The organism is Thermoactinomyces vulgaris, from assembly GCF_003688725.1.
Lineage (GTDB): Bacteria > Bacillota > Bacilli > Thermoactinomycetales > Thermoactinomycetaceae > Thermoactinomyces > Thermoactinomyces vulgaris.
In genome coordinates this window covers 270,525-292,147 of the sequence record NZ_REFP01000007.1, presented here as the reverse complement: position 1 = coordinate 292,147, position 21,623 = coordinate 270,525, and the positions used below count along the sequence as shown (strand labels likewise).

18 protein-coding genes and 1 pseudogene are annotated in these 21,623 nt (G+C 48.1%); 4 read left to right on the top strand and 15 right to left on the bottom strand.

Translation table 11 applies throughout. The features are described from left to right. Nucleotides 1–55 precede the first annotated feature (55 nt). The 7 genes and pseudogenes from ATH33_RS01810 to rraA all read right to left on the bottom strand — a co-directional run bounded on the left by ATH33_RS01810 (nt 56) and on the right by rraA (nt 7,235). On the bottom strand, nt 56–1,801 hold the full coding sequence (locus ATH33_RS01810) for a B12-binding domain-containing radical SAM protein (RefSeq protein WP_121873989.1): 1,746 nt from the start codon (nt 1,799–1,801) through the stop codon (nt 56–58). Nucleotides 1,802–2,250: 449 nt separating this feature from the next. Beyond that, nucleotides 2,251–3,243: pseudogene (locus ATH33_RS01805) on the bottom strand (RNA-guided endonuclease TnpB family protein). Further along, nucleotides 3,236–3,649 carry a GNAT family N-acetyltransferase gene (locus tag ATH33_RS01800; protein ID WP_037993642.1) on the bottom strand — a complete coding sequence of 138 codons (414 nt, stop codon included), beginning with the start codon at nt 3,647–3,649 and terminating at the stop codon, nt 3,236–3,238. The pseudogene ATH33_RS01805 and the gene ATH33_RS01800 overlap by 8 nt, the downstream one beginning before the upstream one ends. A gap of 150 nt (nt 3,650–3,799) precedes the next feature. Beyond that, complete coding sequence (locus tag ATH33_RS01795; RefSeq protein ID WP_052186626.1) at nt 3,800–4,798, bottom strand: protein-L-isoaspartate O-methyltransferase family protein; 999 nt, start codon at nt 4,796–4,798, stop codon at nt 3,800–3,802. Further along, nucleotides 4,758–4,970: a hypothetical protein gene (locus ATH33_RS13475; protein WP_170151215.1), complete on the bottom strand. Its 213-nt coding sequence runs from the start codon at nt 4,968–4,970 to the stop codon at nt 4,758–4,760. Before ATH33_RS13475 ends, ATH33_RS01795 begins: the two co-directional genes overlap by 41 nt. A gap of 1,213 nt (nt 4,971–6,183) precedes the next feature. Continuing rightward, a complete protein-coding gene (locus tag ATH33_RS01780; RefSeq protein WP_131470832.1) occupies nt 6,184–6,546 on the bottom strand; it encodes a DUF2178 domain-containing protein in 363 nt (120 codons plus the stop codon). A 212-nt stretch (nt 6,547–6,758) separates the two neighbouring features. Further along, nucleotides 6,759–7,235: a ribonuclease E activity regulator RraA gene (rraA, locus tag ATH33_RS01775; protein WP_037993650.1), complete on the bottom strand. Its 477-nt coding sequence runs from the start codon at nt 7,233–7,235 to the stop codon at nt 6,759–6,761. Nucleotides 7,236–7,376: 141 nt separating this feature from the next. Between rraA and ATH33_RS01770 the strand changes: the two genes are divergently transcribed. Then, a complete protein-coding gene (locus ATH33_RS01770; protein WP_037993653.1) occupies nt 7,377–7,967 on the top strand; it encodes a superoxide dismutase family protein in 591 nt (196 codons plus the stop codon). A 33-nt stretch (nt 7,968–8,000) separates the two neighbouring features. Here ATH33_RS01770 and ATH33_RS01765 read toward each other — a convergent pair whose 3' ends face one another. From ATH33_RS01765 to ATH33_RS01755, 3 genes are all read right to left on the bottom strand, one after another. Beyond that, nucleotides 8,001–9,005, bottom strand: coding sequence for an LLM class flavin-dependent oxidoreductase (locus ATH33_RS01765; RefSeq protein WP_037993655.1), 1,005 nt, complete (start codon nt 9,003–9,005; stop codon nt 8,001–8,003). Nucleotides 9,006–9,079: 74 nt separating this feature from the next. Next, a complete protein-coding gene (gene thiM, locus ATH33_RS01760; protein ID WP_082240577.1) occupies nt 9,080–9,901 on the bottom strand; it encodes a hydroxyethylthiazole kinase in 822 nt (273 codons plus the stop codon). Between the two features lie 157 nt (nt 9,902–10,058). Beyond that, a complete protein-coding gene (locus tag ATH33_RS01755) occupies nt 10,059–10,649 on the bottom strand; it encodes a class I SAM-dependent methyltransferase (RefSeq protein WP_309485137.1) in 591 nt (196 codons plus the stop codon). A gap of 224 nt (nt 10,650–10,873) precedes the next feature. On the opposite strand from ATH33_RS01755, the gene ATH33_RS01750 reads away from it, so the two are divergent. Then, nucleotides 10,874–11,719, top strand: coding sequence for a DUF6612 family protein (locus ATH33_RS01750; RefSeq protein ID WP_049719864.1), 846 nt, complete (start codon nt 10,874–10,876; stop codon nt 11,717–11,719). Between the two features lie 124 nt (nt 11,720–11,843). After that, on the top strand, nt 11,844–12,578 hold the full coding sequence (locus ATH33_RS01745; RefSeq protein ID WP_062842924.1) for an arginase family protein: 735 nt from the start codon (nt 11,844–11,846) through the stop codon (nt 12,576–12,578). Between the two features lie 289 nt (nt 12,579–12,867). On the opposite strand, the gene ATH33_RS01740 is transcribed toward ATH33_RS01745, so the two are convergent. Beyond that, nucleotides 12,868–14,304, bottom strand: coding sequence for a sigma-54 interaction domain-containing protein (locus tag ATH33_RS01740; protein ID WP_082240578.1), 1,437 nt, complete (start codon nt 14,302–14,304; stop codon nt 12,868–12,870). Between the two features lie 264 nt (nt 14,305–14,568). Here ATH33_RS01740 and ATH33_RS01735 point away from each other — a divergent pair, with 264 nt between their 5' ends. Continuing rightward, a complete protein-coding gene (locus tag ATH33_RS01735) occupies nt 14,569–15,771 on the top strand; it encodes an ornithine--oxo-acid transaminase (RefSeq protein WP_121873988.1) in 1,203 nt (400 codons plus the stop codon). Between the two features lie 58 nt (nt 15,772–15,829). On the opposite strand, the gene ATH33_RS01730 is transcribed toward ATH33_RS01735, so the two are convergent. The 4 genes from ATH33_RS01730 to ATH33_RS01715 all read right to left on the bottom strand — a co-directional run bounded on the left by ATH33_RS01730 (nt 15,830) and on the right by ATH33_RS01715 (nt 21,606). Continuing rightward, nucleotides 15,830–17,515, bottom strand: coding sequence for a sigma-54 interaction domain-containing protein (locus ATH33_RS01730; RefSeq protein ID WP_037993661.1), 1,686 nt, complete (start codon nt 17,513–17,515; stop codon nt 15,830–15,832). 114 nt (nt 17,516–17,629) lie between these two features. Further along, nucleotides 17,630–18,772 carry an acyl-CoA dehydrogenase family protein gene (locus ATH33_RS01725; protein WP_121874122.1) on the bottom strand — a complete coding sequence of 381 codons (1,143 nt, stop codon included), beginning with the start codon at nt 18,770–18,772 and terminating at the stop codon, nt 17,630–17,632. Nucleotides 18,773–18,790: 18 nt separating this feature from the next. Beyond that, a complete protein-coding gene (locus ATH33_RS01720) occupies nt 18,791–19,981 on the bottom strand; it encodes an acyl-CoA dehydrogenase family protein (protein WP_037993795.1) in 1,191 nt (396 codons plus the stop codon). Next, nucleotides 19,981–21,606 (bottom strand): long-chain-fatty-acid--CoA ligase, encoded by a 1,626-nt coding sequence (locus tag ATH33_RS01715; RefSeq protein WP_121873987.1) that lies wholly within the window; start codon nt 21,604–21,606, stop codon nt 19,981–19,983. Before ATH33_RS01715 ends, ATH33_RS01720 begins: the two co-directional genes overlap by 1 nt. Between the last annotated feature and the right edge of the window lie 17 nt (nt 21,607–21,623).

Sequence of the window (21,623 nt, the reverse complement as noted above, 5' to 3'; positions counted from 1 at the left end):
ATTCTTCGATTTTCCTGATAAAAATAAACCCTCTTCTCCAAAGAGGAGAAAGGGCTTAGTCATTGTCTGGATCCATGGTATAAATCTTCACCGGTTTACCCGGTTCATAATAAGCGATCATCAACTGTTTTTTCAAGAGGAATTCGCCGGTCTTAAGGTATCTTTTCAAATCAAACGGCACCGACTCGATCACCGCATGCTTGAACAACTGCCTTTCGCTCACCGGTTGCTCCCCGAAATCTCCCGAGACTTTCTCCGGTGATTTCAGCGCCATTTTCAAATAAGCGGCTTGTTCCTCCTTGCTCAGCGTCCAGTCCCACCACACTTTGCGCGGACGGTGACGATGATTGAGATAATAGTCATACTTCATCAATCCCAAAATCACATCCGGCTGTGAAGTGCCCCTGCTTTTCAGAAAGGAAACCAGACGCAAAAAGAGATCTTCCAACTGATGCCCGATTCGTTGCCATCCCTGCTTCTCCCAGTAGTCGCCAAACTCCTGGAAAAAGTCAAAGGCAGAAGGAAACTCGTGCTCAATCAAATAGTTCAAGGTGTGGTCCATGCGATGCGCATTCCAATACTTTTCCAACACATCCTCCACGCGCTTGATGCGGACAATGTCGGCAAAGGAAAGGTCCTTGTTGCCCAAGATCTCATAAGGTGCCCGCTCCATGTAAACATACTCATACTGATCAGCCTGGATGCGAAGTCCCGTTCCTCTCAACATTTTCAAAAAGCCCAGTTGCAATTCTTCCGGCCGCAGGGCAAATACATCATTAAATGTCTTTTTAAACGTGTCATAATCTTCATGGGGCAATCCGGCGATCAAATCCAGGTGCTGGGCAATCTTGCCGCTTTCTTTGATCATGTTCACCGTGCGCGACAGTTTGGAGAAGTTTTGTCTCCGTTTCACCGCCAAGTTGGTCGGGTCGTTCGTCGATTGAACCCCGATTTCAAAACGAAAAATCCCCGGAGGCGCGTTTTCCGTCAAAAATTGCAACACTTCCGGCCGCATGATATCTGCCGTGATCTCAAACTGGAACACACATCCCTGGTGATGGTCAATGAGAAACTGGAAAATCTCCAGCGCATAATCCCGCTTGATATTAAACGTCCGGTCGACAAATTTGATCAGCTTCGCCCCGTTTTCAATCAAGTACATAAGGTCCGCCTTCGTCCGCTCGATATCAAAATACCGGACCCCCACTTCAATGCTGGACAAACAAAACTGGCATTTGAACGGACATCCCCGGCTCGTCTCGAAATAAATCACCCGTTTGGACAAATCGGGCAGATCTTCCGGAAACCGGTGCGGAGTCGGGATCTCATTCAAGTCCAACTTGGGCCGCGGCGGATTGAGAATCACTTCTTCCCCTTGGCGGTAAGCCACGCCCAACACCTGATCATACCGCTCTTCTGCGCTGATCTCCTTCAGCAAGTGATGAAACGTCGCTTCCCCTTCCCCCATCACAATAAAATCCACTTGCGGCAACCGGTCCATCCATTCACGGGTGTCATACGACACTTCCGGACCGCCCAGCACAATCTTTGTCTGAGGCATGATCTTTTTTATCATATCCAAAATCGGGATGGTCTCTTCAATATTCCATATGTAACATGAAAAACCGATCACATCCGGCCGGCGTTGAAACAGATCCGAAACCACATTCATCGCCGGATCCTTGATCGTATACTCCGCGATCTCCACATCAAATTCCCGGCCGCTGTACGCTTTTAAATACCGCAACGCCAAAGATGTATGAATGTACTTTGCATTTAACGTCGCCAATACCACTTTCATCTTCATCAACCTCTTCTGAATTCATATTCTGTTTTCCATTTCATCTTCTCTATCCTAAACAGAATACCACAGAAACAGACAAAAAGCCCTCCCGCCGCGTTCCTTTCCCGCCAAACAAAAAAACCGCCAACCGGCTTGATGTCCGGAAGCGGATTGTATGACCAAACCCCGATTCTGCAAATCTTCCATTTTCTCAAATCAATGCCCTTTCCCCAAACAACCGGCCCATCCAGGGGGTTTTTCTATATCAATATACCGTTTTCGTCCAAGTCCAACAAATGATTCTCCCATATTGACACTCCACACGGCTGAAGCCGTGGGATTCTTGGGTCGTTAGCGTCCGTAGTCCGTTTCCGTTTTGGACAACGCCCAAGTTCAGGGGTGTGTCATCACCCCGTCCCATGTGGTTAGAGTGTACCCACATGGGCGGCGTACCTGTTACCAGTACGCTAGGCTACTAACCCAGAATGGGCTTTAGCTATATTAATTGCTCCATTCAGATCAGCATGGCAGGTATAACCACACTTTTTGCATCTGAACTGGATGCCAATTCGATTCGCTTTTTCACGATGACCACATTTACAAGTTTGACTGGTGTAGTCCGGTTTAACTAATTCAAAGCAGATACCTACCATTTCTGCTTTGTACTTAATCATTTTCTGTAGCTGATAGAAAGCCCATGAATGAAGGTTTCTACCAGCTTCTTTTTTAGACTTTGCCCGATTTCAAATCTCCGTCAAATCTTCCATTCGAATGATACCAACACCGTTGGTCAATGCGAAATCTACGATTTGACGGCTGATTTTATGGTTCTGATCTTTCATCCAACGAGACTCTTTATCTTTTGATTTTTTGATGGCGGAAAGTTTTTTCAGTTTACCTAGCTTTCTTCGTCTAGCCGCAAAAAGTCTACGAACAAAAGCAACTTGATTTCCTTTGAAGAATAATGATTTTGTTCCAACACTGGCGACAGCTATGTATCTCAGTCCCAGATCAACTCCCATGACTTTAGTTTCCGTTGTTCTACTTCAAAAGTGATTGGAATGGCGATATACCATTCCTTTTTTCCTGTATAGCTCGCTGGCACCCTGTTTGACGGTTCCGTTTAGGATTCTCTCTAACCATGCTTGCTGATAAGGACGGGCTACAACGGGTACACCGATCCGCTTTTCCAAAGTTGGAAAGGAAACCGTATAGAAGTCTCCAACCTTTTCCATCTTGAGGTTCTGATTGTTGAAGCAACACCATAGCTTTTTGAATGATTTCGCGTTTTGCTTTTTCTTTTTTGACTTGACTTCCCGAATCGTCTGGTTCACTACAGCAGACGGAAATTTCCCATGAGAAAACTCTTTGAAAATCTTACTGGTTGCTTTGCTCACCTCTGGGTGAACAAGTAGCCCGATATTCTTGGTTTGGTGTTTATACGGAGACGTATCAGACATATTTTGTTTTATCCCATATCATTCCTGGTGCGTCAGGACTGTGTTGAACAAAACCAAATCTTTCATAATAGCTGAACTTTCCTTTGGCACTAAATAGCATCACCAAAAGGATGTCATTTTCTTTACACTGATCTAAAAGCCTGCATAGAATACGGGTTCCGATCCCTTTTCCTTGATATTTTGAACTTACAATCAAGTCGCAGATCAGGGCTTGATAAACTCCATCAGATATCACTCTTCCAAATCCGACCAGCTCGTCTTCTTTGTAAGCTGAAACAGAATACCAGCTGTTTGATATTGCCTGAAATAAACGCTCTTTAGTAAATGGATGTTTCCATCCCGTCGTTTGGTACAGGTCAAAAAATTGCTTACTGTTTGGCAAATCATCTTTTAATGTAATTAACATTGTTAAATTCCCTCTCTTTACTAAATTCCGAATATAGTTATGACATCAATTATTTTTGTTAGATCATAAGGCTTTATGACTCCATGGAAAAAACAGTATTAATGTTTGGTTTACACGTTCAGAAGCACAAGAACGGCAAAATTGAATAGCCTAAATTTCCTTTGGTTCCGGTTCCTTTTTCAGTTCAACCCGGACTCGTTTCCCAACCACCCAGGCTTTGATCCGGCTGTAAGATGGACGTTTTTGTCGGTTCCACGATTCCCTCCAACGGATTAGAACATGTGCATGCCTTTCGTCCGTTGTGATCCATTGAGAATCCCGGAGGGAAAGCAATGCAAATCCTTCCGGACTGCTGTATCCGATATAGCTTCCATCCGATCGCTCTGCCGTTGTCAGACCATCGGGATTTACTGCCAGCAAGAATGCCCGAAGCTCGTCGCCAACTTCCGGAAAAGGAGGAGTTGTTGGATTGAGATAGAGGAATTGACAGACCCAGTCAGAATCAACCGGTCTTTCCATCCAGGAGGAACTGACCCACCACGGATTCTCTCCTTCTCCCGACCAGTGGGCATGAATCCAAGGTCCGAAAAACTCTTCCGGTGTTCTTTCCGTCATGGCAATGTACGAACCCGGAATGACATTTTCCCCTTTCAGTTTCCCGTTTCTTTTGATCAGTCGAACCACAACATTGGTGTCCGCAATTGGAAGCGCTTTAAATGGCGTTACCACCCAACCGCCTTCTTTCAATTGATGTTTCCACGCTTCAGGAAGAAGATCCGGGGTTGTCCAAGCCACAATCCGGTCATATGGGGAACCCGCTGCCCAACCGTTGCGCCCGTCCCGGGTTTCAAATTGCACCTGATGCAAATTTTGGTCTTCAAACATCCGGCGTGCACGTCGGGTGAGTTTCGGCTCAATATCCAAAGAGACAACCTTGCCGTCGGGCCCGGAAAGTAAGGCGATCAATGCCGTGCTGTACGCGGAACCCGTACCGATCTCCAGGACCCGCTGTCCTTTTTGGACATCCAATAATTCAAGACTGCCACGGATCGCGCCATCAGATGAAATCTGCGGGATCAGGCTCCCGTCCTCCTTGCGTATAAACTTTTCACGATTTACGCGCTGAAACACTTCCGGGATCGTCGGCATAATCTTCTTCTTCCTCCTTTTCACGTCCAAGATCAGGAAGAGCCTTTTCATTTATATTGTTAATATTATATATTTTTAATATAATTTTTGTATAAAATACAAAGGAGACTCCCATGATCAGTTTCGGAAAAAGGTTGTTGGCATTATTTTTTGCCACTTTGTTATTTGCCATATATTATATGTTTCTCGGTATCATCGATGATCCTGCTTTAGACAGTTCGACGGTTGAAACAATGTTCGTTTTCTCTTTTATATATGGCGGTTGCGGAATCTTTACTTACGGACTGGCAGTCTCTTATGTAACCGACCGGCTTTTGCATTCAGTTCAGAACCCGTGGAAACACGGGATTGCATTGCTCTGCTACAGTTTGTTTGGATGGATGGCTGACCGGTGGATTTTACAAATCGATACAACCCATTGGATTGGATATTTCTCAACAACCGCTGCTTTATTTGTATTTGTTTGTGTGAAACTCTTTGAATTTCAAGAGAATCGGAAAAGTTGATTTGTGTCATTCAAACACTTCCACACCTTAATCTATGTGGATAGTACTTAGAAAGCAACAATCCATCATAAATATCCAGAAAATAATTTCTTATTGGTAAAATAGAATATAGGAAAAGGTGAAAATACAATGCAAGCGACAATTATACAGCGGGGGATCCTCCGGCTGGAAGGCCGATTGAATAATCCATGATTGACTTTGCTCTTTTTCGATCCCGGTTGAACCTGAGCCAGTGTTAGAAGAAAACCACGGTCCAGAAAAAAGGTAAGACTTACTGCGACAAAAAGAACCCAAGGAAATCTGTTTTTTTAGGTTATGAAATATTGAGCATCCCCTTTTCGCTTATGTACACTCTTTAAAATCTTTTCTTTGTTAATATTCTCTATATTCTATATAATATTTATGCCAAAAACAAAGGGGATTCTTATGATCGGTTTCGGAAAAAGGTTGTTGGCATTATTTTTTGCCGCTTTGTCATTTGCTGTTTACCATATGTTTTTATATATCATCATTTTTTCTGATGCCTCTTATCCTTTATGTTGAAATGTTATTTGTTCTTTCTTTTCTTTACAGCTCATGTGGTTTCTTTACTTACGGACTTGCAGTCTCTTATGTAACCGACCGGCTTTTGCATTCAGTTCAGAACCCGTGGAAACATGGAATCGCATTGCTGTCATATCTCTTCTTCGGTTTTATTGCTGACCAATGGATGTTTAAAGTAAATTTGCAAATGGAGGACAGCCCGAATTTTCTTCCTTTTTATTACTCAACGATCTCCGCTTTGCTGGTCTACATTTTCGTCAAACTGTTTGAATTTAAAGAACACAGGAAAAGAAAAGCCGATGGATTTCAGAATTGAACCAGAGGTATCTTTGCCACTCATTCATTCAAGCGGCTGTACACAAACAAACACAAGGGATAAGAAATCATAAAAATGGACAATGCAATCAAAACACCGGATTCGGTATCAATAAGATTCGCTCTTGAAGAAGCATACACAACCCCGACACTGATCAGACCGATTACATAAGCCAAAAATCCACTCTTGCCTTTGATCAACTGAGTTCTTTCATCATTCTTTCTGATATCCAGATTAGAAAATACATAAAGAACAACAGACACCCCCAATGACAAGGGCAAAAGAGCATCCATCCCGTTGTTCATTGCTTTCAAAACACCTGAAAAGATAATGATGACAGCGCAAATTCCCAGCCAAAGACGATCGGATCGTTTCCCTTGCATGATTTCTCCCTCCTCTGAGACCATTTTTCCGCAATCAAAAACTGAAAGGAAGCCCCAAGGCAACCGGATCCTTTGTTTTTTTGCGGTCAATCCTTCTGAAATGACAAGGAAGACATATTAAGTTTTTTCAATCACCTTGAGAATATTGAAGGAATATTCCGTATCATTTGACCCCCGGGATTTCTTTTCCGCCGGGGGTCGACGACCATTTTTCAGTCCAAGGTCAATGGCTTGTCCGAGAGCACAATGCCATCTTCATCGGCGTAAGCATACCAGCCTGGTTTCCAGTGAACGCCGGCGAAGGAGACGGTGATGTCCCGCTTGCCTTTTCCTTCTTTCTTGCTTTTGACGGGGCAGGTGCCTAGGGCCCGCACGCCGAGATCCATTTCATTGATTTCGGCTGAATCGCGAATGCAACCGTTGATGATGACGCCGGCCAGATTCCGTTCCACGGCGATCGTTGCCAGCCGGTCCCCCATCAATGCACAGCGGTTGGAACCTCCGCCGTCGACGACCAACACGGCGCCGGAGGGAACAGTTTGTAAAGCTTCTTTGACCAGCACATTGTCTTCAAACACTTTCACCGTATGAATCGGGCCGTTAAACCGCTTTTTCTTTCCAAAATTCAAAAAAATGTTTTCGCACACACCCAGTGACGAATAATGATCGCATAAATCCGCTGTTTTCACCACTTATCCTCCTTTCAGTTCTATTATATAAAAATATCCGATCCAAACGAGTCCCCTTCCCTTTCTTTCCCGGAAATCCTTGACAAATATATAAATTGTTTAAATAATGAGGGAAATTCAGCTTTCAGGAGGAATGCACCCATGCGCTTCTATTCTCTTTTTTCCATTTTTGTGTTGCTGATGGCGGGAAGCTTGGGATGTACCCCGAGCGAAGATGCCACGGCTCCCGGGGATCCTCATGCAACGGAAGAAAAAACACCGGAAGGAACCCCTCTGCGCAAAGCAGTGGCCAATCTGACCGACAGTGGGGGACATTCCGTGGGACAAGCGAGAATCACGGAAGATGAAAACGGCGTGCGAATCCATCTCACAGCGGATCACCTGGCTCCCGGCGAACATGGCTTCCATATCCATGAAACCGGCAAATGCGAAGCACCGGATTTCAAATCTGCCGGCGGACATTTTAATCCGGAAGGCAAAAAACACGGAAAAGAAAACCCGGAAGGAGCCCACGCCGGGGATTTGGACAACATCACCGTGAATTCGGACGGAAAGGTGAATGTCACCTTGACTGTGGACGGAGTGACGCTGAATCCGGAAGCATCCCATTCTCTGCTGAAAAGCGGGGGAACCGCACTGGTGATTCATGAAAAAGCGGATGACCTGAAGTCGGATCCTGCCGGAGATGCCGGGGACCGGATCGCTTGCGGCATCATCGAAGAAACAAAATAACAGGCAGGGCGGTGGAAGCCCTGCCTTCTGTTTTCAGATCATGCCAAACGCTTCGGCGATCAACCGATAAGATTTCAGCTTGGCTTCAAAGTCATGCATGATGGAAACCAGCATCACCTCATCGGCTTGATACGCTTCGCTCAGCCGGAGAATTTTTTCCTTGACATGAGCGGGATCGCCGACAACCACCCGTTTGCGGTTTTCTTTGATTTGGAACCGGTCAAACGCGTCATAGGGATAATTTAACGCCGTTTCCACGGAAGGAATCCCGCCCCGGGCTTCTCCTTTTTCGATCAAAAGCAGGGACAAATCGAGCGAGCTCGCCAGCTTTTCCGCTTCTTCCTCCGTTTCCCCGCACACCGCAAAAATGGAAACCATGGTCCGCGGTTTTTGGTTCACCCGGGAAGGTCGGAAATGTTCCCGGTAATACCGGGTCACTTCTTCCCCTCCGGCCCCGTTGATAAATTGGGCGAACGAATAACCTGCCCCGTATTCGGCCGCCAGCGACGCACTGCCCCCGCTGGAGCCCAAAAGCCACAATTCCGGAGCCGTTTCGATTTGCGGGGTGGCCAACAGGCCAGGGAACTTTTCATTTTCCTCCGTCAAATCATACAGATAAATGATCAAGTCTTTCAATTGCTCCGGATATGTGTCATGACCCAACGTTTTCTTTCCTTCCTGCAGGGCGCGGGTCGCCAGCGGCATTCCGCCCGGTGCTCTTCCCACCCCCAAGTCAATCCGGTTGGGATAAAGTGCCTCCAACACCTTGAAATTTTCTGCCACTTTATACGGGCTGTAGTGCGGAAGCATCACGCCTCCGGAACCGATCCGCATGCGGGAAGTTTTGGCCGCCAAATGGCTGATCAAAACTTCCGGGCTCGATCCGGCCAAGCTTTGGGTAAAGTGGTGTTCGGACACCCAAAAGCGATGATAACCCATTTTTTCGGTTTCTTGGGCAAACCGGGTCGTATCCGCCAAAGCTTCCACGGCATTTTTCCCCTCAGGGATCGGGGATTGGTCCAAAACACTTAATAACATAAACGGACATCCTTTCTATTGGTGGTTCGTCCTCTGAATACGAAGTCTGTTGCAGGGTGTGTTTCCGGTTTCTGCTACGGATTTACCTTTTGCACCCGGGCCATTGATTGCAAATCTTTGTCAGTAACCCAATGCAGTTGATCCAAAAAGGCCGTTTGGAAAGATCCGGGGCCCTTTTCTCCTGTTTCTTCAGCCGCCAATTCGCCTGCCACCCCATAGGCGGCGACACCGGTGACGACGGCCTGTAAATGGTTTGCCCCCACTGCGGTAAAGGCTCCCAATACAGAAGAAAGCAGGCAACCCGTGCCGGTTACTTTCATCAATAAAGGATGGCCGTTTTGCACCAAATAATGAGTGGATCCGTCCGTGATGAGATCTTCCTTGCCGGTCATTGCCACCACCGCTTTGAAGGATTTTGCACATGCGGCTGCATTTTCCACCAAACCGGCGGTTTCTTCCTCCTGCGCATCCACGCCTTTGGTCAATCCGGTCTGACCGGTCAATCCGGAAATCTCCCCGGCGTTTCCCCGGATCACCGAAACGTTTACTTCCGACAAAATTTTTTGCGCCATTTCCAGCCGGTAGGGGGTGCTGCCCACGCCAACGGGGTCAAAGATGACCGGAACCCCGTGCCGGTTGGCTGATTTGCCGGCAATGATCATGGCTTCCACCACGTCGGTTTGAAGCGTGCCGATATTTAAAACGAGCGCTTGCGAGAGCTTGGCCATGTCAGCCACCTCTTCCTTGGCATAAGCCATGACAGGGGACGCTCCCAATGCAAGCAACCCGTTAGCTGTAAATGCCGTCACCACCACGTTGGTGATATTGTGAATCAAGGGTTTTTGGCTGCGGATCCTGTTTAACAGATCTGCGTCGATCATTTCCATGCAACTCATCCCTTCATGAACAGACTATGTTTATTTTATCACGAAACCCTTGATTCCGTATCACCGGCTCACCATGACCGCCACCATACGCCCGCCCATTCGGGCACTTGCACCCAGCCGTTTTTTCTCACTTTGTCCGCCACTTCACCGCCAAAGAAAAAGCGTGTCAATTCTTCCGCTTCGTCCAGATCCCGGAATGTGTAATCAGTGCGGTTGACCGAATGGGAAAAACCGTATTCTTCTTCCAGAGCCCGGTAATACCGGCGTAAAAAATCCGGAGGATCCGGTTCTTCCGTGGCGGTTCCCATCGTTTCAAAAATGACGACGGTCCCCCCCCCGGTTTCAAGACACGCCGGATCTCCCCGATGATTTGGCTTAAATTTTTTCTCCATGTCGGATGATTGGAACTGGCCAGATAACAGATGCTCCATCCGGCCACCACCAAATCGGCTTGGTCATCTTCCATCGGAAGGCGGCGATGATCGGCCACCTGCACCTGCCAATGATCTAGGCCCTCCGCTTTCAGCTTTTCTGCCGTCACAGCCAGCATCCCGGCTGATTCATCCAAGGCCACGATACTGCGGGAAACTTTTGCCAGCGGCACGGTCAGCCTTCCGGTCCCGGCCTCTATGTCCACAATATCGGCTCCTTTTCCTGAATGGATTTTTTCAAGAAAAGGGATCACGCTTTTTTGTTTGGAAATCAACCGGTCATACATGGAAGCTTGTTCTTGATAAATCACGTCATGATCCGGCATCTTCATTCCCCTTTCTTCGCAAACGAACAATTGTTTGCAATTTTCGCCTTATCCGGGTAAAATAAAAAATGCGTCAATTTTTGCTTCTTTTTCCATCACGAAATATTTCATTTTATGGCAAATATTTTTTAAATTTTACGTTTCAGACATAATTATTATATCTAAAAAATTTAATTTATGCTAAAATATTACACAGATTACGGAAGCAAAGGAGTCAAAGTGTTATGCGAAGTTTGTGGAAATTATTTTCAGTCATGACCCTTTCGGGGGCCCTTCTCTTGACGGGTTGCGGCGGCAAAGAAAACGAAACGGCCGCAGATCAACCCAAACTCACTCCCACCCAAGTGATTGATAAATCCATGCAAACCATGGAAAAAGGCGGGCATACATACGATGTCAAAACGAATCAAACCATTACGGTAGCCTCCGGCGATGTGTCGCAAGCCATCAAAACCCGCAACACTTCCACCATTGATGTCACCATGAATCCGGTGGCCTTACACTTAAAAGGAAAAACCGAATCCAGCGGTGCGTCGGAAGAAATTGAGATGTTCCTTGCCGACAACGCCCTTTACAACAAAATCCCGCAAATGGGTTGGGTGAAAACCACCGTGGACACCTCCGCCATGGATGCCTCCCAGGATCCGATGTCAGGCATCAAACAGGTGGAGCAACTGTTTGAAAAATTGGGTGGAAATGCTCTTCCCGCCGGCGTTTCCTTAAATGAAGAAGGCAACCAATACGTTCTGTCCATTGATTTTACGGCCTTGAAACAAGACGGTCAAACCTTTGAGAGCATGATGAAAGATCAAGTCATCCGAGGCCTGCAAAGCTCGGGCTTCGACCCGTCCAAATTGCAAAATATGAAGTTTGAGAAATTGAATCAAAAGATTTATATCGACAAAAACAACTTCAAACAAACCAAGACCCTGCAAGAAATGCATATCCTGGTTACCAATGACCAAGATACCTTGAAACTGGAACAACAAATGGAAATGAATTTAAAAGGTGAGTACAACGGTAAAATCGAAGTGCCCGCTGATATAAAAAACAGCGCCAGACAAATTTAAAAAACCAACCGCTTTGCGGTTGGTTTTTTCGTCATTGATGTTTGGATCCCCGTCCGGAAGGGTATACAACTTTCACTTGGTTCTGTACTTCATTTCTTTTTTATTCAGAAAGGAAATGATATTGATGGAACTGAGAGAAGTCACGCTTTTAAATTTTGACAATACGTATCAGGAACAACCTCAACTTTCCCGTGTCGCCAATGAATGGATTGAACTTCAAGATATCCCCGGAACCAACCTCTATTGTTCCGGACAAGCATGGCAAAAGTTAACGGAACGGATTCCTGAAAAAACCGGCCGGGGCATCACCTTTATCGGGAACGGGAATCATCACTATGTCACCTATTTGTTTTTACAAAAATTCCGTCAACCGTTTACTCTTGTCCTTTTTGACAACCATACCGACAGCCAGCCGCTTACAGGAAGCAAGTTGCTTTCTTGTGGTTCCTGGGTCGCGGAAGCGCTCGGAAATTTGCCTTTTCTCCAAAAGGTTTTTTTGGTAGGGACCTGTTCAAAGTCCAAAGCGTTTCCGTCCCGGTTGAAAAACAAAATCGTTTTGTGGCTGAACCGGCAATGGGATCAACTCGTATCGGCCATTCCAACCGAGGATATCTATATCAGTATTGACAAAGATGTCCTGGACCGTGCCGACGCAATTACGAACTGGGACCAGGGAAACATGCGGTTGTCGGATTTGCTCGAGGCTCTTGGCCGCCTCATCCGCCGGAAAAAAGTACTCGGTGTGGATGTCTGTGGTGAACTTCCCGTTTCCCCGGCTGAAGTTTGGTCTCACCGCAACGAACTGAAACGAAATGAAACAGCCAATTTATCCATCCTTCAGCAAATCTTGTCCTCTTAAAGCTGAAAAGCGCCCGGACCATTGATGGCCGGGCGCTTTTTTTATTGATTCCTCATCATCCCCGCTCAAGCTGCTTTCTGCATTTTGGCCAACGGTTTCGGCAACGGCCAATCGGAAGGCGTGATCAGTGGTTGTTTCTTGTGGTCATGGGGACAAGTGGAATTCCATTTATTCCATCACTTTGGCGGTTCCTTCTTCACACGTGTCAATCACAATTTTTTTGTACTTGAAAAACCTTGCAACGATCAGGCAATGGCCCGTCTGACTGCAAGGTTTGGAATGGTTTTGTTTAACGCGTCTCTCCGGTTGCCAGATGGTACTTTTTCATCCGATACTGCAAACTCTGCCGGGAGATGCCAAGAGATTTTGCAGTCCGGGTGATATTCCCGTCATTTTCTTTCAAGGCTTCTTGAATCAGCCTTTTTTCCGCCTCTTCCATTTTTTCCTGCAAGGTTTGGCCGCGGAACCATTCCGGAATCCAACCGGTGGATTGTGTCGGAACCGATCCGGCCGCGCCGGAGTCATGCTCGTATTTTTTTCTCAACCGCAACGGAAGATGGCAAACATCCATCACCGCTTCATCCACAATCCGGTTCATCGCTCCTTCAATCACATGTTCCAATTCCCGCACATTTCCCGGCCAGTCATGCTGAACAAAAATCTTCCAGGCTTCCGGGCTGACCGCCCGGACATTTAAATGGAACCATTTATTGTATTTGTCGATAAAATGATGTGCCAACGGTTCCAGGTCTTCTTTGCGTTCACGCAAGGGCGGAATGTACAGCGTCACCACACTGAGGCGATAATACAGGTCTTTTCGCAACCGGTTGCGGTGCACCGCATCGACCGGATCTTCATTGATGGTGGCAAGAATGCGCACATCCACCTTTTTATCCCGGGTATCCCCGACCCTGCGGATGGTTTTTTCCTGTATGGCCCGGAGCAATTTGGCTTGCACCAAAGGATTCAACGCATGGATCTCATCCAGCAGCAGGGTTCCGCCATCGGCCTGTTCAAACAAGCCCGGCTGATCCACCGCTCCGGTAAACGCTCCTTTTTTGGTGCCAAACAGAATGCTTTCCGCCAGGCTGTGCGGGATCGCCGCGCAATTTTGCGCAATGAACGGCCCTTTCATGCGGGGACTGCCATTGTGGATGCTTTGCGCAAACAGTTCCTTTCCGGTTCCGGTTTCCCCCGCCAACAGCACCGAAGAAGAAGTGCGGGTCGCCCTTTGGGCTTCTTTGATGACAAAACGGATAGCTTCGCTTTGCCCGATAATTTGGTCAAACGTGTAAGTGGTGTTTTTGTTCCGCCACGCATTGTCTTTCATGACATGTTCCAGTTTGGTGATGTCTTTGGCCATTTCCACCGCCGCGATGATTTCACCGTCAACCCGGATCGGATACGTATCATTGATGGTGGTGATCTCTTTTCCTTTATTGTTGTAATACGTCTGTTTCACCCGCCGGGTTTCTTTTCCCGTCCGGACCGCTTCCAACAAGGTGCTTCCTTGATCACGGGAAAAGGAAAACACCTCCAAAACATTTTTATGGAGAACATCTTCACGCTTCATCGATTCGATTTCCGCCATTTTTTGATTGTAAATGATGGTCTTTCCGCTGCGGTCGATCATATGAATGCCGATCTCCACATCATCGATCAATTGCTTAAAAATTGCATCCATCTGCCTGGGAGACAGACCCTTCTTTCCTTGCGAACTGTTCATCTTCCTTGCCTCCCGCATCCGTCGGTCATGGAGTATATACTTTGATTATAAACGGATTTTCGCCGATGCAAAATATCTTGGCACATTTTTGGGTCAATACTTGTCATACGCAAAATTTATTTGCACCCGTTCTTACATAAAACCGCGCCATCCGGGCAACGAACTGACTGGCATGAAATTTGCTCTGTACTCTTACCGAACAGTTTTATCCCATCAAACTTTCCTCACCCATGAAAAATCAAGTTGAAAACTGGAGGGATCATCATGACCACGACAAACCGGTCCGGTCAAATCATTGACCAAACCAACCGCTATGGAGCACGCAACTATCATCCGCTTCCGGTCGTTGTCTCCGAAGCGGAAGGCGTTTGGGTGAAAGATCCGGATGGAAATAAATATTTGGATATGCTCAGTGCTTACTCCGCCGTCAACCAAGGACACCGGCACCCGAAAATCATTCAAGCTTTGAAAGAACAGGCAAACCGGGTCACCCTGACTTCCCGTGCGTTTCACAATGACCAACTGGGACCGTGGCTGGAAAAAATCTGCAAGCTGACGGGAAAAGACATGGCCCTGCCCATGAACACCGGAGCCGAAGCAGTGGAAACCGCCTTTAAAGCCGCCCGGAGATGGGCTTATGAGAAAAAAGGCGTGGAACCGGACAAAGCGGAAGTGATTGCCTGCACCGGAAACTTCCACGGACGGACCATGCTCGCCGTTTCGTTGTCTTCCGAAGCCGATTATCAGCGCGGTTTCGGCCCGATGTTGCCCGGAATCCGGCTTATCCCCTACGGCGACATCGATGCGTTAAAAGAAGCGATCCATGAAAACACGGCGGCCTTCCTGTTTGAACCGATCCAAGGAGAAGCCGGCATCAACATCCCGCCGGACGGATTTTTAAAGGAAGCGTATGAAGTCTGTAAAGCGCATCGTGTTTTATTTATGGCCGATGAGATCCAAACCGGGCTCGGGCGGACCGGCAAAATGTTTGCCTGCGATTGGGAAGGCGTGGTTCCGGATGTTTACATCCTCGGGAAAGCCTTGGGCGGCGGCGTGATGCCCATTTCTTGCGTGGTTGCCAACGAGGAGATTCTGGGGGTCTTTGAACCGGGTTCCCATGGTTCCACATTTGGCGGAAACCCTCTTGCCTGCGCCGTATCGATCGCTTCCCTTGATGTGATTACAGAGGAAAAATTGGCCGATCGTTCATTGGAACTCGGCGACTATTTCCAATCCAAATTAAAAGAAATTGACCATCCGGCGATCAAAGAAGTCCGGGGCAGAGGCCTTTTCATCGGTGTTGAACTGCATGAAGCGGCCCGTCCTTATTGTGAAAAATTAAAAGAAGAAGGATTGCTCTGCAAAGAAACCCATGAAAATGTGATTCGCTTCGCCCCACCGCTGGTGATCAAAAAAGAGGAGCTGGACTGGGCGATCGAAAAAATCAAATCGGTATTTGCCCGCTGATCATTTTTTCCAACACAAAAACTGCATGGAACCGGTTTTCTTCCATGCAGTTTTTTCATTATAAACGTTTCTTCCTGATGTTTTTGTTTTTGCTTCGGATCCCGTATTGGTACGCTTTGCGGATCGCGGTGGACTGGCTGATTTTCAGTGCTTTTGCCACTTCATAAGAACTGTTGTATTTCTGAAAGGCAGAAGAAATGATCTGCCGTTCCATCTGTTTCATGACCTTTTTCAATCCGCCGAGTTTTTCGGCATCCAAGTATTCGACAGCTTCCGCGAACTCATTTTGGGCCGTCCGCTTGCCACCGGATAAAAAAGGCAAATGTTCCGGAAGGATCACATCCGATGGCGTTGTCACCAGCAATCGTTCAATCAGATTGGCCAATTCCCGGATATTTCCCGGCCAATGATAGTTTTGCAACACCTGCATGGTTTCCCAGGCCATTTGCTTATGGGTTTGGTATTTGCGGTTATATTTCTCCATGTAAAAACGGATCATCGGCACAATATCCTGCGGCCGTTTCCTGAGCGGAGGAATCTCAATCGGCACCACGCACAAACGGTAATACAAATCTTCCCGGAATTTCCCCTCCGCCACCATTTTTCTCAAGTCACGATTGGTGGCGGCAATGATCCTTGTATTCACTTTGATCGTTTTCACCCCGCCCAGCCGGCGGTATTCCTGATCTTGCAAAACCCGGAGCAGTTTGACCTGCAACCGAACCGGCATTTCCCCGATCTCGTCCAAAAAAAGAGTTCCCTCATGGGCCAGTTCAAACAAACCGGCTTTCCCTTCTTTTTTCGCTCCCGTAAACGCTCCGGATTCATAACCGAAAAGCTCTGATTCCAAAAGTTCTTCCGGGATGGCCCCGCAATTGACTTTAATAAACGCACCTTTTTCATAGCGTTTGCTGTTTTTGTGAATCATGCGGGCAATCACTTCTTTCCCCACGCCGGATTCTCCGAGCAATAACACCGTCGTGTCGGTTTCGGCGACGCGTCCGGCCAGCTCCATCACTTGCTTCATCTCGGGGCTTTCAACAACCACCGGTTCATCGCCGGCGTGGAATTTGCGAAGCTGCGACAACTCTTCTTTCAGCCGGTTTAATTCGGAGATATCGCGGAGATTGGTCACCACCCGGATCACTTCACCTTCCTCATTAAACACCGGGCTTCCGGTCATCAACAACACTTTTCCCGTGGCCGTTTCCTGAACCATGGTGACCGGCTTTTTCTTTTTCATCACCTCAAAGGAAACCGATTTTTTCACAATCCCCCGTTTCTCCAGATAGCGCATATCCTTGCCGATATAATACTCCTTCGGGATGCCGGTCAACCGTTCGATCGCATCATTGGTTTTGCGGGTAATGCCGTTGGCATCCACAATATAAATGGCATCATAGGAATTTTGAATCGTGGCATCCAATTCATCCCGCACGGCTTTAGCTTCCTCCAATTGCTCTTCCATCTCTTTGAGTGCGGTCAGATTAACCACAACCAAGATGACCATCCCCTGGCAGGAATACAGATTCATTTGCAAATACCGCTCTTGGTGCTTGATGATCCAGCTGGCAGGCAAAGACGTTTTTTTCTCAAAAACCAATTGTTTTAAACCGGTTTGTCCGGTCCCCTCCAACCACCGTAAAATCTTGCCATCCGTATACAAAACTTTTCCCTCACGGTCAAAAACGGCGATTCCCGTTTCCAACTTCTTCATTTCTTGAATCTCCCCGACTTTTTCCATCTTGACGCCCCTTCCAAAAAAGGTCATCTATTAATAATTATTTGTTAAATTTGAATATTCCTCTATAAAAAAGGCTTACCGTGCCGAACATCCGGCCGGTAAGCCCAAACGAATCTACTTTCCAAGAAGTTGGGACGCAATAATATTCTTTTGGATTTCATTGGTCCCTTCATAAATTTTGGTGATTCTCGCATCCCTGTAATACCGTTCCACAGCGGTTTCCTTCATGTAACCGGCGCCGCCGAAAATTTGCAGGGCACGATCCGCCACCCGGTTATAGGTCTCAGTGGCATAATACTTGGTCATGGCTGCTTCCTTGATCGCTTTTTCCCCGTTTTCCAACTTCTTTGCAACGTGGTAGTTGAATGCCCGCCCCACTTCGGTTTCCGTGGCCATCTCTGCCAGCATCCATTGCAACCCCTGGTTTTCGGCGATGGGCCTGCCGAATTGCACCCTTTGTTTCATATACTCCGTGGCCAACTCAATCAATTTTTGGCAGGAGCCGTAAGCCCGTGCCGCCAGGGTGCACCGCCCTTCCGTCAAAATTTTCAAGGCGGATACATAACCGTTTCCCACTTCGCCAATCACATTTTCCTCCGGCACCTCACAATCTTCAAAGAAGATTTGTGCCGTGTGCGAACCCCGGAGTCCCATTTTTTTGTCGACTGCTCCGATTTTCAAGCCGGGGAAACTTTTTTCCACCGCAAAAGCGGTAAAACCTCCCTTCACTCCTTTGCCGAGATCGGTCACCGCAATCACTGTGAAAAGATCGGCATCGGGACCATTGGTGATAAAATGTTTCATCCCGTTTAAGATCCACCGGTCTCCTTTTTTCTCCGCCCGGGTTTTGATGGACGCGGCATCCGATCCGGCTTCCGGTTCGGTCAAGGCAAAGGCGGCCAACTTGTTCCCGGCGGCCAGATCCGGCAAATATTTTTCTTTCAAATGCCGGCTGCCCAACCGGACAATGCCGGTACTGCCAATGCCGGTGTGGGCACCGATGATGGAAACAAATCCGTTATGGGTGCGCCCCAGATTTTCCAACACCAGGCATTTGCCTGTCACCCCGAGCCCCAATCCGCCGTATTCCTCGGGAATCCCCAGACCGAAAAGCCCCAACTGTTTGGCTTTTTCCAGCAAATGTCCGGGAACCTGATCCTCTTCCTCAATCCGGTTGGCATACGGCTCCACTTCATTCTCCACAAAATCCTTTACTGTTTTGGCAATCTGTCGCAATTCATCCGGAAAGGTGATCATGGGAACCATCTCTCCTCCTCAGTCTTCAAAAGGCCAAGCCGGCAAATTCCGGTTTAACGGCCGGTCCACCCGGTAACCAAGCGCATATTCCCCTTGCATGATGGTATGGATTTCACGGGTTCCTTCATAAATCACCGGCGCTTTGTTGCGGAGATAACGTTCCACCGGATATTCATTGGAATAACCGTATGCCCCGTGAATTTGGACCGCATCATTGGCCGCCTCAAAAGCGGCGTCACAGGCAAACCACTTGGCCATCGAAGTTTCCCTTGTGTTCCGTTTTCCTTCGTTTTTCAACCATCCGGCCCGGTAGACCAGCAAGCGGGAAATGTCCAGGTTCCGGGACATTTTGGCGATCATTTGCTGGACCAATTGATGGCGGCCGATTTCCTTGCCAAAGGTTTTGCGTTCATGGCAGTACTTGACACTGGCTTCCAGACACGCCCGGATCAAACCGCAGGCTCCGGCGGCCACCGTGAAGCGTCCGTTGTCCAGGGCCGACATGGCAATCTTAAATCCTTCTCCCTCTTCCCCCACACGATTTTCCGCCGGAACCCGGACATCATCCAGAAACACTTCTCCGGTATTGCCGGCGCGAATTCCCAATTTTCCCTGAATGGCCCGGGCCGTGACGCCCTCAAAAGTGCGTTCCACGATAAAACAACTGATGCCCTTGTGTTTTTTTGAAGGATCCGTTTTGGCAAAAATCAGAAAATGATCCGCCACATCGCATAAGGAAATCCATGTCTTTTGTCCGTTTAACCGGTAAACATCCCCGTCTCTCACGGCGGTCGTGGAAATTGCCGCCACATCGGATCCGGCATCCGGCTCGGTGAGCCCGAAAGCGCCGATCTTCCCGCCACGGGCTTGGGGCGTCAAATACTTTTCTTTCTGCTCCTCATTGCCCCACTGCAACAACGTCAGGCTGTTTAAGCCGGTGTGAACCGAAACCGCAGTGCGAAAAGCAATGTCTCCCCGTTCCAACTCTTCACACACGATGGCCAGCGTATTGTAATCCATTCCGGCACCGCCGTACTTTTCCGGGATGCATACCCCCATGAGTTGCAATTCAGCCAGCCGTTTCAAAATTTTCGTCTCAAAATGCCCTTCGGCATCCCATTTTTGGATATACGGCCGGATTTCCCGGTCCACAAAGCGCCGGACCAAATCGGCAACCGCCTTTTGTTCCCCGGACAAAGCAAAGTTCATCACGGGTTGTCCCCTCCTTTTTTCGCTTCATCCCTCAACACCCGGCGTAATATTTTCCCGACGGCATTTTTGGGAAGGGAGGAACGGATTTCAAACTGTTTCGGCACTTTAAACGGTGCCAGATGCCCGCGGCAAAACGCTTCCAACTCTTGACTCGTTGCTTTGGCCCCCGGTTTGAACACCAAATACGCTTTGACCGTTTCGCCGCGGTACGGATCCGGCACCCCGACCACCGCCGCTTCCAGAACAGCCGGATGGGTGTACAGCACTTCTTCCACTTCCCGCGGATAAATGTTGTATCCGCCGGCAATGATCAAATCTTTTTTCCGGTCCACGATGTAAAAATAGCCGTCTTCGTCCATGCGGGCGATATCCCCGGTATATAGCCAGCCGTTTCGAAGGGTTTGTTTGGTTTCATCCGGCATGTTCCAATACCCTTTCATCACTTGCGGCCCGCGGATCACAAGTTCCCCGGTTTCCCCGATCTTTACCGTCCGGGTTCCGGTTTCCAGATCCACAATTTTGGCTTCCGTTCCCGGAAGGGGAATGCCCACACTTCCCGGCTTTCTCTGCCCGGAGCGAGGGTTGCTGTGCGTGGTGGGGGAGGCTTCCGACAAACCGTAACCTTCATACATCACGGCACCGGTCTTTTTCTCAAACGACTGAATCAATTCAACCGGCAGGGATGCCGATCCGCTGTTGATGATCCGGATGGCATCCACACCGTATTTTTCCGCTCCCGGATATGCGTTTAAAGCGACATACATCGTGGGCACCCCGGGAAAATAAGCGGGGCGGTGCTTTTGAATGGTTTTCAGCACTTCCAGCGATTCGAACCGGGGCAGCAAAATCAGGGAACTGCCGAGAAAAAAGCCGAAATTCATGGCGCAAGTCATGCCATACACATGAAAGAGCGGGATCACGGTTAAAATTTTGTCCTGCTCCGTCAGGGGGTTTTCGCTGGCATGCGCATGAATTTGCTGGACATTCACCACCAGATTTTGATGGGTCAGCATGGCGCCTTTCGAACGTCCCGTGGTTCCTCCGGTATATTGAAACACCGCCACGTCGCACTTAGGATCCACAGGTTCATCGGGAACCGGTGCCGCCTCATGGAGAAACGCTTTCCAAGAAACCTCATGCGAAAGCGGATTTTCCAACCGGAACGAATCCGTCTCCACGATGATCACTTTTCTCAACCGGGAAAAAGATTTTATTTTTTGGACACGCGGATACAACTCCCCGAAAACGATCAACACGTCCGCTCCGGAATCGGTTAAAATGGCTTCCAACTCCCGCCGGGTATACATCGGGTTGATCTGAACCACGACCGCTCCCCGCCGCAAGACACCAAAAAAAGAAACCACATAAGGCGGACAGTTTGGCAACATGATCCCGATCCGGTCCCCTTTTTTCACCCCGCAGGCCCGCAATGCGCCGGAAACCCGCTTGGACATGTCTTGCAACGTTTTGTAGGAAATCTCCCGGTCATAAAAATAAACGGCGGTCCGGTCCGGGTGTCGTTCCACTGTGCGGTCAAACATTTGCGGCAGAGACAGCGTTTCGTATGCAAACGGTTGTCCTTTGGCATGACTCACCCCGCCCACCACGGTTACCTTGTCCACCAAAGTTTCCCCCTTTT